Source organism: Nocardia acididurans (assembly GCF_016741815.1).
Taxonomy (GTDB): domain Bacteria; phylum Actinomycetota; class Actinomycetes; order Mycobacteriales; family Mycobacteriaceae; genus Nocardia; species Nocardia acididurans.
Genome location: NZ_JAERRJ010000012.1, coordinates 239,155 through 252,499 on the forward strand (window position 1 = coordinate 239,155; position 13,345 = coordinate 252,499).

Genomic DNA, 13,345 nt, shown 5'->3' on the forward strand with positions numbered 1-13,345 from the left:
TCGGACTATCGGCCTCAACGTCGGCAGCAATCGCGGTGCAGGGAGGTTTCGGCATGACCACGGCATCCAGGTTTGTCATCGCAGGAGGCGGGCTGGCAGCGGCCAAGCTCGCGGAAGCCTTGCGCGGCAATGATTTCGACGGCCACATCAGTCTCATCTGCGGAGAGGAGCGGCTGCCCTACGAGCGACCGCCCCTGTCCAAGGACTGCCTGCTCGGCAAGAAGACCCCCGACGACTGCATCGTGGACCCGGCGCAGTGGTATCGCGACCACAATGTGGAGGTCCTGCTCGGCACCCTGGTCACCGGCGTCGACCGCAGCACCAAAACCGTTGCGCTGCCAGACGGTACGACACTGCCCTACGACAAACTGGCCCTGGCCACCGGATCTCGCCCGCGCAAACTGCCGGTGCCGGGCGCGGACGCCGTCGGCGTGCACACCATGCGCAATGCCGAGGACACCGAGGCGCTCCTCGAAATCTTCCGCACCGCACGGAAATTGGTGATCGTGGGCGGCGGCTGGATCGGCATGGAGGTGGCCGCGGCCGCCCGCACCGCCGGACTCGAGGTCACCATTCTGGAGGCGCTGCCCGTGCCGTTGCAGACGGCGCTGGGCGCACAGATGGGGCAGGTGTTCGCTGATCTGCACCGCGAGCACGGGGTCGATCTGCGCTGCGAGGCGAAGGTCGCCGAAATCACCACCGCCGACGGCCGGGCCACCGGCGTCCGCCTCTCCGACGACACCCGCATCGAGGCCGATGCCGTGCTGGTCGCGGTGGGTGCGCGCCCCAATATCGAGTTGGGTGTGGACGCGGGCCTGGCCACCGCGGGCGGCATCCTGGTGGACGAGAGCCTGGCCACCAGCGACCCGGATATCGTCGCCGTCGGCGATATCGCCGATCAGCAGCATCCGGTACTCGGGCAGCGTATCCGCGTGGAGCACTGGGCGAACGCGCTCAACCAGCCCGCGGTCGCCGCCGCCACCATGCTCGGCCGGTCCGCCGTCTACGACCGGCTGCCCTACTTCTTCACCGATCAGTACGACCTCGGCATGGAGTACACGGGCTATGTCACGCCCAAGCAGGATGCCCGGGTCGTGGTGCGCGGGGATGTGGGCAAGCGCGAATTCGTCGCCTTCTGGCTGGACTCCGGCAACCGGGTGCTGGCCGGGATGAACGTCAACGTCTGGGATGTGACCGACCGGATCAAGGAGCTCATCCTGAGCGGTGAACCGGTGGATCCGGACCGTCTCGCCGACCCCGGCACCCCACTGTGACCACCGTCACATAATCGTGCGCGAAACTACGTCGAAACCGCCGGTGACGCTCCGACCTGTTGGCGAGAGCGCGACACGAGCGCTACCGAAACAAGGAGCTCAATCATGAAGTACATGCTGATCAAGACCTACAGCCCGGCCGCCTACTGTGACACCCCGATCGACCAGTGGGCGCCCGAGGACATCATGGCGCACATCGACTTCCAGCGTCTGCTCGGCGAGGAACTCGCCAAGTCCGGCGAACTGGTCGACGCCCAGGGACTGGCCGGACCGGACGAAGCCCGCATCGTCAGCTCCGACGGCCGCTCGGCCCCGGTGATCACCGACGGCCCCTTCCCCGAAACCAAGGAACTCCTCGCCGGGTACTGGATCGTCGACGTCGACTCTCCCGAGCGCGCTGTCGAGATCGCCGCCAAGGCTTCGGCCGCGCCCGGACCGGGCGGTAAGCCCATCGGCGAACGCATCGAGGTCCGCCAGATCATGAGCGCGCCCGCCCCGGATCAGTAAGGGTCCGTTCCGAGCGCTGCCGCGAGCGCATGCGGGTCGGTAGCATCTGCCGGATGAGCGAGCCGAAACCGGCGGTGCCGCAACCCGCTTCCCGCGGCCCTCGGCTCACCGCCGACTCCGAGAACCTGCTACGCACGCTGGCGCCGCAGGTTCTCGGAGTGCTGACGCGACGCTACGGCGACTTCGACACCGCCGAGGACGCGGTCCAGGAGGCCCTGCTCGCCGCCGCCGCGCAGTGGCCCGGCGAAGGGCAGCCGGACAACCCCCGCGCCTGGCTCATCGAAGTCGCCAAACGCCGCTACATCGACACCGTCCGATCCGAATCGGCCCGCCGGAATCGGGAGAGCGCCACGGTGATCGGCGCCGCCGGTCCAGCAACAGCTCGCCCCAGCGGCAGCGAGGCCACGCTGGGTGATGGGCCCGCCCTGCGCGGCAGGTCAACCGGCGGACAGGAAGCCTCCGACGGGTACGGCGTCCCAGGCACACCCGACGACAATCGGGACGACACCCTCACCCTGTTCTTTCTGTGCTGCCATCCGGCGCTCTCGCCCGCGAGCGCCATCGCCCTGACGCTGCGCGCGGTGGGCGGACTCACCACCGAGGAGATCGCCCGCGCGTTCCTGCTACCGGAATCGACCATGGCACAGCGGATTTCGCGCGCCAAGAAGCGGCTCGCGGGTGTCGAGCGGCCGTTCGCGACTCCGGCCGAGGCGGACGACAGCGGCTACGCGGCCGAATGGCGGGAACGGGTCGCGGCCGTCCTGCATGTGCTGTACCTGATCTTCACCGAGGGGCATACGACCTCCGGCGCGCAGCTGCGGCGGGCGGATCTGTCCGTCGAGGCGATTCGGCTGGCCCGCGCACTCCATCAGCTGCTGCCCGACGATCCGGAGGTCACCGGACTACTGGCACTGTTGCTGCTCAACGATTCTCGCCGCGCCGCCCGCACCGGCCCGCGCGGCGAGCTGATCCCGCTGGCCGAGCAGGACCGGCGGCTGTGGGATCGCAAAGCCATCACCGAAGGTCTTCAGCTCGTCACCGCCACGCTCCCCGGCGGGCTCAACGGCCCGTACCAGATCCAGGCCGCAATCGCCGCGCTCCACGCCCATGCCGTGAAACCCGAAGACACCCAGTGGAATCGAATCCTGGAGCTCTACACCAGACTGGAACGCCTCGCTCCCAACCCCATGGTCACCCTCAACCGCGCGGTCGCACTCGCCATGGTCGAGGGCCCACAGGCGGGTCTGGCCGTCACCGCCGATCTGGCCGAAACCCTCACGGGCACACACCGACTCGACGCCGTTCGCGGCCATCTCTTCGAAATGGCCGGTGACACACCCGCCGCCATCGCCGCCTACACGGCCGCCGCCCGCCGCACCACCAGCACCCCCGAACGCGACTACCTGACCCTGCGCGCCGCCCGCCTCCGCGAAGATCATGCCGCTGTCACCGAGGCGCGCTAGGTTCACTCCAGAACCATTGGGAGGGAACACCGTCGTGCCTCGCACCTATCTGATCAAGACAGATTTCTACGCCTATCGGCCCGGACAGCGAAACTCGATCACTGCCACCCGGCCGCGGCGTGGCCGGTGTGCCAGAACTGATCAGGCGGCGGCGCGAAAAGCCGTGGGGCTCATGCCTCGATGGCGTTTGAAGGCGGCGCTGAAACCGAAGGGGTCGGCATAGCCGACCGATTTGGCGATCTGGGCGATGGTGTAGTCGGTTTGGGTCAGCAGTTCCTGCGCCTCCTCCATGCGGAATTCGGTGAGGTAGGTGAGCGGGGGCTGCTGCATGACGGCGGCGAAGCGCTTGGCGAACAGGGCGCGGGAGACGCCTGACTCCGCCGCCAGGGAGGCGACGGTCCAGCTCGAACCGGGGCGGTTGTGGATGGCTTCCAGGGCGGGGGCGACCACCGGGTCGGCCAGGCCGCGGAACCAGCCGGGAGCGGCGTTTCCGGCCTGATCGAACCAGGTGCGCAGGTGGCATACCAGCGCCCAGTCCAGGAGCCGGTCGACCATGGCCTGGGAGCCCGCGGTCTGGGTGGCGGCTTCGAGGGCCACGGATTCCATCCAGGCGCAGGCGTCTTCGTCTTCGCGCACCATGACGACGGGCGGCAGAGCGCGCAGCAGGCGTTCGTGGCGACGGCCGGTGGTCTGGTAGGCGCCGACGAGCAGGGCGGTGGCGCCGTCGGCGTCGTTGCCCCAGGAGATGCCGCCGAGGTTCTCGGCGTAGCACTCGGGATCCTCTGTGAAGCAGGCGATCTCGTATTCGGCGTGCGGTGTGCCCAGCGACTCGGGTTCATCCGCGAGATGGAAGGGTTCGGGCCCGCGCACGATGACGGTGTCGCCGCGGGTGAGGCGAATGCCGTTGTGCCCCGGCAGTATCAGCGTTCCGCCGCCGTGCAGCACGGTCACCATGGTCATGGGGGCGCGGTCGGCGAAGCGGATGCTCCAGGGCGCGGTGAGGACGGCGTTGCTGACCACCGAACCTTCGGCGCGGATTCCGCTCAGGAGTGAGCTCAGGGGATCCATGCCGTCCACTGTAGACGAATTCCTATCCATCGGAGCTTCTCTCCCATGGATCGTCCACAGGATCACGGGTGTACTGGAGACACACCGCTTGCACCGCACCACCCCGAAGGAGAAACCCCATGTCGCACAACGGAGTTCAGACCGAAAGCCAGCGCACCGCCCTGGTCGTGGTCGCGCACCACCGCACCGATTCGCTCACCGCGCACATCGGCCGCCGCACCGTGGCGCAACTCGAGGCCGCCGGCTACCGCATCGACTTCCTCGACCTGCACGCCGAGGGCTTCGACCCGCGCATGAACATCGAGGATCAGCCCGACTGGGGCAATCGCGAGAAGCCCTACTCCGACGAGGCGCAGGCCCATATGCAGCGCGTTCTCGCCGCCGACATCGTCGTGGCGGTATTCCCCGTCTACTGGATGAGCGTGCCCGCCGTCCTCAAGGGCTGGATCGACCGCGTCTGGAACTACGGCTTCGCCTACGGTCGCAGCAAGCCGCGACTGGCCGGTAAGCGCATGTTGTGGCTGGGCCTGGGCGGCATCGCCGGGGACGACGCCGCACTCCCCGCCATGCAGGAGGCCCTGGACGGTCAGCTCAATGCCGGGATCGCCTACTACTGCGGCTTCTCGCACTCGATGGTCGGCCTGCTCCCCGATGCCGAGGAGCGCCCACAGCGTCTGGACGCCGCCGGCAATCTGAACATCGGCGACGCCATCAGCGGCATCGAGCGCGACGACCACTACGTCGAATTCGACCGCAAGGCAGCCGGTTTCGTCGAGGAGTTCCTCGCCGCCGACCGCGTCCCGGCCTAGGCCCAGGCCTTGCCGGTGACGAGTTCGTAAGCCTGCATGTACTTCTGACGCGTGACCTCGACGACCTCGGCCGGGATCTCCGGGCCCGGGTACTCCTTGTTCCAGCCGGTGGAGGTGGACCAGTCGCGGACGTACTGCTTGTCGAAGGACGGCTGTACGCGCCCCGGCTGGTACTCCGCGGCGGGCCAGAAGCGCGAGGAGTCGGAGGTCAGCACCTCGTCGGCGAGGGTGAGAACGTCACCGTCCCAACCCCATTCGAGTTTGGTGTCGGCGATGATCACCCCGCGCGCGGCCGCGTGCTCGGCGCCGCGCGAGTACACCTCGAGGGTCAGGTCGCGCAGCTTCTCGGCGACCTCCTTGCCCTCCTGGTTCACCACCTCGTCGAAGGTGATGAATTCGTCGTGGCCCTCATCGGCCTTGGTGGTGGGCGTGAAGATGGGCTCGGGCAGCTTGTCGCCCTCGACCAGTCCGGGCGGCAGCGCGATACCGGAGACCGCGCCGGTGCGCTGGTACTCCTTGAGCCCCGAGCCGGTGAGGTAGCCGCGGGCAATGCACTCCACCTTCACCATGCTCAGCTTCTTGGCCCGCACCGCGCGCCCCGCGAATTCGGCGGGCACATCGGTGGTGGAGATCAGGTGGTTGGGCACATCGGCGAAGAAGTCGAACCACCAGTTGGACAGCTGGGTGAGCATCGCGCCCTTGTCCGGGATCGGAGTGGGCAGCACCACGTCGTACACCGACACCCGGTCGGACGCGACCAGGATCAGCTCGTCGCCGTCCTCGTACAGGTCGCGCACCTTACCGGCGTGGATGTGCTTCAACTGTCCTCCTCGATCGGGGCGAGACTCTCGCGGGACAACCTTACCGAGACGCCCGGCACGGCCACGCCGGGGCCGGGACCGTGGCATTGTTGGGAACGGCGTTACCGCACGGCACTGCACTCCGAGAGCGAAGGAGCCCCCTTGTCCGCACCGAATCTCACCCGCGAGCAGGCGATCGAACGCGCCGCGACGGTTCAGGTGGAGAACTATCGCGTCGAATTGGATCTGACGGGGCAGCCCACCAATGCCGAGGCCGCGCGGAGTGAGCATTTCCATTCGAAGTCGACGGTGACGTTCACGGCGACACCGGGCGCGGAGACCTTCATCGACATCGTCGGCGCGGGCGTGCGCTCGGCGGTGCTCAACGGCAGCCCGATCGATGTGAGCGGCTACGACGAGTCCGAGGGCATCACGCTCACCGGGCTGGCCGAGCACAACACGCTCGTGGTCGAGGCCGACTGCGAGTACTCGCACACCGGTGAGGGTCTGCACCGCTTCGTGGACCCGACCGACAACAAGGTCTACCTGTACTCGCAGTTCGAAACCGCCGATGCCAAGCGGATGTTCGCCTGCTTCGATCAGCCCGACCTCAAGGCAACCTACGACGTGATCGTGACCGCCCCGGAGGACTGGGAGGTCATCTCCAACGGCGCGGTGACCGGTTCGCGCAAGATCGGCACGGTGGTCGAGCACACCTTCGCCACCACGCCGCGCATGAGCACCTACCTGGTGGCGCTCATCGCCGGACCGTACGCGAAATGGACCGACTCCTACCGGGATTCGCACGGTGAGATCCCGCTCGGCATCTACTGCCGCGCCTCGCTGGCCGAATTCATGGACAGCGAACGGCTTTTCACCGAAACCAAGCAGGGTTTCGACTTCTACCACACCAATTTCGGTGTGCCGTACGCCTTCGGCAAATACGACCAGCTGTTCGTGCCCGAATTCAACGCGGGGGCCATGGAGAACGCGGGCGCGGTCACCTTCCTCGAGGACTATGTCTTCCGCTCCAAGGTGACTCGGGCGTCCTACGAGCGCCGCTGCGAAACCGTGCTGCACGAGATGGCGCACATGTGGTTCGGCGACCTCGTCACCATGAAGTGGTGGGACGACCTGTGGCTGAACGAATCCTTCGCCACCTTCGCCTCGGTGCTGTGCCAGGTCGGCGCGACCGAATACACCAATGCCTGGACCACGTTCGCGAACGTGGAGAAATCCTGGGCCTACCGGCAGGACCAGCTGCCCTCCACGCACCCGATCGCCGCGGACATCCCCGACCTGCACGCCGTCGAGGTGAACTTCGACGGAATCACCTACGCCAAGGGCGCTTCCGTGTTGAAGCAGCTGGTGGCGTATGTCGGCCTGGAACCGTTCCTGGCGGGCCTGCGCGACTACTTCACCGAACACGCCTACGGCAACGCCACTTTCGATGATCTGGTGGGCGCGCTGGAGAAGGCGTCGGGCCGCGACCTGTCCGACTGGGGAGCCCAGTGGCTCAAGACCACGGGCCTGAACATCCTGCGCCCCGACTTCCAGGTCGAGGACGGCAAGTTCACGTTGTTCACCGTCGTCCAGGAGGGCGCGGAGCCCGGTGCCGGTGAACGCCGCGTGCACCGCGTCGCCATCGGCGTCTACGACGATCAGGACGGAAAGCTGGTGCGCACCAAGCGCGTCGAGCTCGACGTCAACCCCGCCGAGCGCACCGAGGTGCCGGAACTCGCAGGCGTCGACGCGGGCAAGCTGGTCCTCGTCAACGACGACGACCTCACCTACTGCTCGCTGCGCCTGGACCCGGAATCCCTTGCCACCGTGGTGGATCGCATCGCCGATATCGCCGAACCGCTCCCCCGCACCCTGTGCTGGTCCGCGGCCTGGGAGATGACCCGCCAGGCCGAACTGAAGGCCCGCGACTTCGTGGCCCTCGTCCAGCGCGGCGTCGGCGCGGAAACGGAAATCGGTGTGGTGCAACGCCTCCTGATGCAGGCCCACACCGCGATCTCCGCCTACGCCGACCCCGCCTGGGCCGACCGGACCGGCTGGCCGGAGTTCGCCGACCGCCTCCTGGAACTGGCCCGCGCCGCCGAACCCGGCTCGGACCACCAGCTGGCCTTCGTCAACGCCCTGACCGGTGCCCGCCTGTCCTCGACCCACACCGAGGTCCTGCGCCAACTGCTGGACGCCGACCCGTCCACCGTGGGCCTGCCCGGCCTGACCGTCGACACCGACCTGCGCTGGCGTCTGGTCCAGGCCCTGGCGGCGGCCGGTGAAATCGACGCCGACGGCCCCGAAACCCCGGTCATCGACAGCGAATTGGAGCGCGACCCCACCGCCGCCGGCCGCCGCCAGGCCGCCGCCGCCGGCGCGGCCCGCCCCCAGCCCGCCGTCAAGGAAATCGCCTGGGCCACCACCATGGGCGACGACTCGGTCCCCAACATCACCGCCCGAGCCATCGTCACCGGCTTCGCCCCCGCAGGCCAATCAGACCTGCTCGCCCCCTATGTCGAACGCTACTTCTCCGAGGTAGCGGGCGTCTGGGACCGCCGCTCCAGCGAGGTAGCCCAAACCGTCGTCGTCGGCCTCTACCCCCACTGGGCCATCACCGACGAAGCGGTAGCGGTAGCGGACAAGTTCCTCTCCGAAGACCACCCGCCCGCCCTCCGCCGCCTCGTCGTCGAAGGCAAGGCGGGCATCGAGCGCTCGCTGCGCGCCCGCGCCTTCGACCAGCAGTAAAACCGTTCTGACACAGCCCCTTTCGCACGGCGCGAGAGGGGCTGTGTGCTGTGCGAACCCGACGGTTCCCGGGCACGCTGCTGTGGGCGGATCTGCTCACAGCAGCGTGGCGCGCAATCCGGGGTGCCGCTGGGGCACGGTGGATTCATGGCACAGGACAGCAAGACGCCGATGTTCAATTGGCGCACAAGGGAACAGCTTTTCGGGCGGCGGGTCCTGGTTCTGGACGGGCCGCTGGACGATGACAACGGGACGTTGCTGATGACGCAGATCCTGTCGTTGGCTGCCGAGAATCCGGAGGCGGGGATCTCACTGTGGATTCATTCGCCGGGCGGGTCGGTACCGTCGATGCTGGCCATTCGGGATGTGATGCGGTTGGTGCCGTGTGAGGTGTCGACGCTGGCGCTCGGATTGGCTTGCAGCGCCGGGCAGTTCCTGTTGTCGGCCGGGGAGCCGGGGAAGCGGTTCGCGCTGCCGCATGCCCGGATTCTGATGCATCAGGGGTCGGCGGGGATCGGCGGCAGTGCGGGCGAGGTCGAGGTGCAGGCCGATGATCTGCGGCACACCGTGCAGACGGTGCTGGGGCTGATCGCGTCGGACACCGGGCAGCCCTACGACCAGATCTATGAGGACTCGCTGCACGATCGCTGGTTCACGGCGACGCAGGCGCGCGAGTACGGGTTCATCGACGGGATCGTGGACTCGTTCTGGCAGGTCGTCCCGCAGAAGCAGAAGATGGGAATCTCGGCATGAGCAGCTACACCATCCCCAATGTGATCGCGCAGAATCCGCGCGGCGAGCGGATCATGGACGTCTACTCGCATCTGCTGAGCGAGCGGATCGTGTACCTGGGCACCCCCATCGATTCGGGTGTGGCGAATGCGTTGATCGCGCAGATGCTGCACCTGGAAGCGGACAGCCCGGGGCAGGAGATCAACCTCTACATCAACTGCGAGGGCGGGGAGCTGCCCGGCATGCTGGCCATCTACGACACCATGCAGCACATCCAGTCGCCGGTGGCGACCACATGCGTGGGTCAGGCGATGGCGGTGGGCGCGGTGCTGCTGGCCGGTGGGGAGAAGGGGCGGCGCTCCATGCTCCCCCATGCCCGAATTGTCCTGCACCAGCCCGCGACCCGGGGTCAGGGCACCATCCCCGATCTGCTGCTGGAGGCCGACGAACTGGTCCGTATGCGCGGCGAAATCGAGAGCATCCTGTCCTCGCACACGGGCCAGTCGCAGGAGACACTGCATCGCGACACCGACCGCGACCGGGTCTTCACCGCGCAGACCGCACTGGAATACGGCCTGATCGACCAGGTCCTCGGACCACGGTCGGCATGATGGCGGCGGTCCCGCGCCCAGTGAACGCTCACCGGCCGCGGGACCGCGCATTCATGTCAGCGGCCGAGCGCGGCATGTGCGTGTCTCCGCTCAAGCAGCGAGCAGCACCACGTTTCCGGTGCTGTGACGCGGCGCTGCGGGCCGGACGAGCGTCGCGGCGAGGCGACGGCGATGCAGATCATCCACGACCTGCTGGGTGAGCCCGCCGAGCGTGGTGCCGAGCGCACCCGCCAACGCGGCGATCATCTCGCTGGACGGCTCCTTGCGCCCGCGCTCGACCTCGGACAGGTACTGCGGCGAAATCCCGGCCCGCCCAGCCGTTTCGGTGAGCTTCTCCCCCTGCTCCTGCCGCATGGCGCGCAGCCGCTCGCCGAGCACCTCGCGCCACAGCGGCTCGCGGACCGCCTCCCGCTGCGGGGTGTGCGGCCGATCGTCGCGTCCACCGGGAATCGAACGAAAGCGCGGCTGCTCGGACATATCCCGAGCCTAGAGTGGCCCGCCCGCGATCCGCGTGCTCTTACGCTCAGGGCGAACCCCGCTGGAGTCGGCAGAGGCTGCCGTCGGGATCGCAAGGATCACGCCGCAGCTGGCGAACACCCGTTGGGGTTCGGGAGGGCTGCCGTCGGGATCGCACGGATCACGCCGCAGCTGGCGAACACCCGTTGGGGTTCGGGAGGGCTGCCGTCGGGATCGCACGGATCACGCCGCAGCTGGCGAACCGCCGCTGGGGGTTTGGGGGCATCGCCCCCAAGCCTCCCTTGGGGTTCAGGGGCAACGCCCCTGAGAGTCTTCCCGAGAGTTCCGGGTTACACGCGCCCGATGGCCGCGGCCATGACGCGGACGGCGGAGACGAGTCCGTCGATCAGGTCGCCCTGGCGGAAGGAGCTGAGGGCGGCGGTGGCGCCGAGCTGGCAAACGCGGTCGTTGGCGCGTTCGGCGACGTCACGCCCGGAGCGGACCTCGACGGCCTTGGCGTTGGGGTCGACGGCGATGAGCACGGAACGCGCGGCCTCCGGGGTGGAGGGGAAGATCGCGTCCACGCCGTGCGACGGGTCCCCGCCGAGGTCGCCGATGAAGATGTTGAAGCGCACCTTGGTGGCGCGGGTGGCATCGGTGAGGGCGTTGTCCATGAGCAGGCGCTCGTGATCGGTGAACGGCACCTCGGCGAAGTAGTCGCCGGCCTCGTGCACGCCGGAGACGCGTCCGCTGGTGGTGATGGCGTAGCCGTGCGGTAGGTCGGCTTCGTTCACCGCGGGCCAATTAGAACTTGCCACTTGCCCGGCCTCCGATCAGGTCCGCCTCGGCGGAGTCAATAGCTGCATGATTGCCATGCGACGCGCCATGGGCGTCGTGGTGCCCGGCACCGGTCACCTCGTCGGTCGCGCTCCACAGCACCGGCGGCTGCGTCCACTGTGCGCCGAGTTCGAAGTGTTCCGGCTTCTTGCCGGGAAGAGGCTTGCCGAGGAACGACAATCCGGCGATCACCAGATAGATCGCAAGCGGGATGCCGACGTAGATCAGCACTGTCTGGAGAATGCTCACGGCTCAACGGTAATGGATGCGCGAACCGTCCACGCCGACTGGTAACCGCACCCGTGCACGTGTCGTTACAAACCGCTTCACACCAGCCATGCTGTTGAGTTTGCCGGAAGTTTTCTAGCAGTAATGGGAGCGCTGGAGAGCAGAACCTCTCCGGCGGGCAGCACAATTGGCGAATCGGTGGCATTCAGCACACAGAGCAATCCCCCCGCCCGGCGGAAGGCCAGGCAGCCCGGCGGCGAGCCGTACCATTCCAGCCCCGGACCTGCGAATTCAGGCCGCACCGCACGCAATTCGATGGCCATCCGGTACAGCGACAGCATGGAGTCCAGGCGCTCGAGCTGCCTCTCCACCGTCAACTGCGCCCACTGCGCCGGAATCGGCAGCCACGGCCGCCCGGTGGTGAACCCGAACGGCGACCGCTCGCCCTCCCACGGCAGCGGCACCCGGCAGCCGTCGCGCCCGCGCTCGACGTGCCCGGAGCGCGCCCACGCCGGATCCTGCAGCACCTCGTCGGGTAGATCGTCCACATTCGGCAGCCCCAATTCCGCGCCGTTGTAGACGAATACGGCCCCGGGCAGCGCCATCTCCAGCATCATCATGGCCCGCGCCCGCGCCTGCCCGACCGCGCCGCCGCCGTAACGGGTGACCTCGCGCGCGATATCGTGATTCGACAGCGTCCAGGTGGGGCTGGCCCCGACCATGGTGACCGCGCGCAGCGAATTGTCGACGGCCGCGCGGATGCTGTCCGGAGCGAAGGGCGTCTCGGCTAATCGGAAATTGAACGCCAGATGTAGCTCATCTGGCCGCACATACTCACCGAACCGATTGTTGTCGTTGACCCACACCTCGCCGATGGCCACCGCGTGCGGGTACTCGTCCATGATCCTGCGGATGCCGCGATGAATCCGGTGCACACCGGGATTGTTGAACCGCGGATCGCTGTCCTCGTGCGCGAGCATGCGGGTGTCGACGGTTTCCATATCGGGCAGCCCCGGCGGCTTGGCCATGCCGTGCGCGACATCGATACGGAAACCGTCCACGCCACGCTGCAACCAGAACCGCATGGTCTGCTCGAAATCGGCGGCGACCTCCGGGTTCTCCCAGTTCAGATCGGGTTGCTCGGGCGCGAAGAGATGCAGGTACCACTGCCCCGGCCGCCCGTCGGCCTCGCGGATCCGCGTCCAGGCCGGTCCGCCGAAAATGCTGGGCCAATTGTTCGGCGGCGCACCGCCATCCGGCCCGCGGCCGTCGCGGAAGAGGTAGCGGGCACGTTCCGGACTGCCCGGCCCGGCCGCCAGCGCCGCCTGAAACCACGGGTGCTGGTCACTGCTGTGATTGGGCACCAGATCCATGGTGACCCGCATGCGCCGGTCGTGCGCCTCGGCGATCAGCTCGTCCATGAGCTCGAGCGACCCGAACAGCGGATCGATATCGCGCGGGTCGGAGACGTCGTAGCCGCCATCGGCCATGGGCGAGCGCATGATCGGGCAGATCCACAGCGCGTCCACGCCCAGCAGTTCCAGGTAGCCCAGTTTGTCGCGCAGTCCGCCCAGGTCGCCGACGCCGTCACCGTTCGAGTCGGCGAACGAGCGCGGATAGACCTGGTAGAACACCGCGGATCGCCACCATGGCGCAACCTGTTCGGGTGCGGCCCCGCCCCCGGCGAATGTGTCTGTCACAGCGGTAACGGTGCCACAGCCGACCGGTTCGTGCGGGCCCGTCGGCGACACTTGTCCAGTTTCAGCAAATGATCAGTTGACGGTTCGTTGAACCGGAAACGCTGTGGGG

General features: G+C 67.8%; 13 protein-coding genes. 7 read left to right on the forward strand and 6 right to left on the reverse strand.

All coding sequences use genetic code 11. The features are described 5' to 3' along the window. Positions 1 to 53 precede the first annotated feature (53 nt). The 3 genes from JK358_RS29740 (at position 54) to JK358_RS29750 (ending at position 3,244) form a co-directional block, all read left to right on the forward strand. Positions 54 to 1,274: an NAD(P)/FAD-dependent oxidoreductase gene (locus JK358_RS29740; protein ID WP_201954182.1), complete on the forward strand. Its 1,221-nt coding sequence runs from the start codon at positions 54 to 56 to the stop codon at positions 1,272 to 1,274. 105 nt (positions 1,275 to 1,379) lie between these two features. Next, entirely contained in the window at positions 1,380 to 1,781 is a 402-nt protein-coding gene (locus tag JK358_RS29745; protein WP_201954184.1) for a YciI family protein, read from the forward strand. 53 nt (positions 1,782 to 1,834) lie between these two features. Beyond that, positions 1,835 to 3,244 (forward strand): RNA polymerase sigma factor, encoded by a 1,410-nt coding sequence (locus JK358_RS29750; RefSeq protein WP_201954186.1) that lies wholly within the window; start codon positions 1,835 to 1,837, stop codon positions 3,242 to 3,244. A 141-nt stretch (positions 3,245 to 3,385) separates the two neighbouring features. Here JK358_RS29750 and JK358_RS29755 read toward each other — a convergent pair whose 3' ends face one another. After that, entirely contained in the window at positions 3,386 to 4,312 is a 927-nt protein-coding gene (locus tag JK358_RS29755) for an AraC family transcriptional regulator (protein ID WP_201954188.1), read from the reverse strand. A gap of 119 nt (positions 4,313 to 4,431) precedes the next feature. Here JK358_RS29755 and JK358_RS29760 point away from each other — a divergent pair, with 119 nt between their 5' ends. Continuing rightward, a complete protein-coding gene (locus JK358_RS29760) occupies positions 4,432 to 5,121 on the forward strand; it encodes an NAD(P)H oxidoreductase (protein ID WP_201954190.1) in 690 nt (229 codons plus the stop codon). Here JK358_RS29760 and JK358_RS29765 read toward each other — a convergent pair. Further along, a complete protein-coding gene (locus tag JK358_RS29765) occupies positions 5,118 to 5,942 on the reverse strand; it encodes a phosphoribosylaminoimidazolesuccinocarboxamide synthase (protein ID WP_232852106.1) in 825 nt (274 codons plus the stop codon). The genes JK358_RS29760 and JK358_RS29765 overlap by 4 nt on opposite strands. Positions 5,943 to 6,083: 141 nt before the next feature. Here JK358_RS29765 and pepN point away from each other — a divergent pair, with 141 nt between their 5' ends. The 3 genes from pepN to JK358_RS29780 all read left to right on the forward strand — a co-directional run bounded on the left by pepN (position 6,084) and on the right by JK358_RS29780 (position 10,015). Then, positions 6,084 to 8,672 carry an aminopeptidase N gene (gene pepN / locus JK358_RS29770; protein WP_201954194.1) on the forward strand — a complete coding sequence of 863 codons (2,589 nt, stop codon included), beginning with the start codon at positions 6,084 to 6,086 and terminating at the stop codon, positions 8,670 to 8,672. 147 nt (positions 8,673 to 8,819) lie between these two features. After that, a complete protein-coding gene (locus JK358_RS29775; RefSeq protein WP_201954196.1) occupies positions 8,820 to 9,425 on the forward strand; it encodes a ClpP family protease in 606 nt (201 codons plus the stop codon). Continuing rightward, complete coding sequence (locus JK358_RS29780) at positions 9,422 to 10,015, forward strand: ClpP family protease (RefSeq protein WP_201954198.1); 594 nt, start codon at positions 9,422 to 9,424, stop codon at positions 10,013 to 10,015. Before JK358_RS29775 ends, JK358_RS29780 begins: the two co-directional genes overlap by 4 nt. Before the next feature lie 90 nt (positions 10,016 to 10,105). Here JK358_RS29780 and JK358_RS29785 read toward each other — a convergent pair whose 3' ends face one another. The 4 genes from JK358_RS29785 to JK358_RS29800 form a co-directional block, all read right to left on the reverse strand. Next, positions 10,106 to 10,492, reverse strand: coding sequence for a helix-turn-helix domain-containing protein (locus JK358_RS29785; RefSeq protein WP_201954200.1), 387 nt, complete (start codon positions 10,490 to 10,492; stop codon positions 10,106 to 10,108). A 329-nt stretch (positions 10,493 to 10,821) separates the two neighbouring features. Beyond that, a complete protein-coding gene (locus JK358_RS29790; RefSeq protein ID WP_307817797.1) occupies positions 10,822 to 11,289 on the reverse strand; it encodes a DUF5130 domain-containing protein in 468 nt (155 codons plus the stop codon). Beyond that, the gene (gene ctaJ, locus JK358_RS29795) at positions 11,276 to 11,557 is read right to left on the reverse strand and encodes an aa3-type cytochrome oxidase subunit CtaJ (RefSeq protein WP_201954202.1); all 282 of its coding nucleotides are present in this window, start codon (positions 11,555 to 11,557) and stop codon (positions 11,276 to 11,278) included. Before ctaJ ends, JK358_RS29790 begins: the two co-directional genes overlap by 14 nt. A 77-nt stretch (positions 11,558 to 11,634) precedes the next feature. After that, a complete protein-coding gene (locus tag JK358_RS29800) occupies positions 11,635 to 13,236 on the reverse strand; it encodes a glycoside hydrolase family 13 protein (protein WP_201954204.1) in 1,602 nt (533 codons plus the stop codon). Positions 13,237 to 13,345 lie beyond the last annotated feature (109 nt).

Excerpts from the sequence above, each read along its gene's own strand:
- JK358_RS29740 (WP_201954182.1), top strand. The coding sequence starts at position 54 with ATGACCACGGCATCCAGGTTTGTCATCGCAGGAGGCGGGCTGGCAGCG.
- JK358_RS29775 (WP_201954196.1), top strand. The coding sequence starts at position 8,820 with ATGGCACAGGACAGCAAGACGCCGATGTTCAATTGGCGCACAAGGGAA.
- JK358_RS29760 (WP_201954190.1), top strand. The coding sequence starts at position 4,432 with ATGTCGCACAACGGAGTTCAGACCGAAAGCCAGCGCACCGCCCTGGTC.
- JK358_RS29780 (WP_201954198.1), top strand. The coding sequence starts at position 9,422 with ATGAGCAGCTACACCATCCCCAATGTGATCGCGCAGAATCCGCGCGGC.
- JK358_RS29755 (WP_201954188.1), bottom strand. The coding sequence starts at position 4,312 with ATGGATCCCCTGAGCTCACTCCTGAGCGGAATCCGCGCCGAAGGTTCG.
- JK358_RS29785 (WP_201954200.1), bottom strand. The coding sequence starts at position 10,492 with ATGTCCGAGCAGCCGCGCTTTCGTTCGATTCCCGGTGGACGCGACGAT.
- JK358_RS29745 (WP_201954184.1), top strand. The coding sequence starts at position 1,380 with ATGAAGTACATGCTGATCAAGACCTACAGCCCGGCCGCCTACTGTGAC.
- JK358_RS29750 (WP_201954186.1), top strand. The coding sequence starts at position 1,835 with ATGAGCGAGCCGAAACCGGCGGTGCCGCAACCCGCTTCCCGCGGCCCT.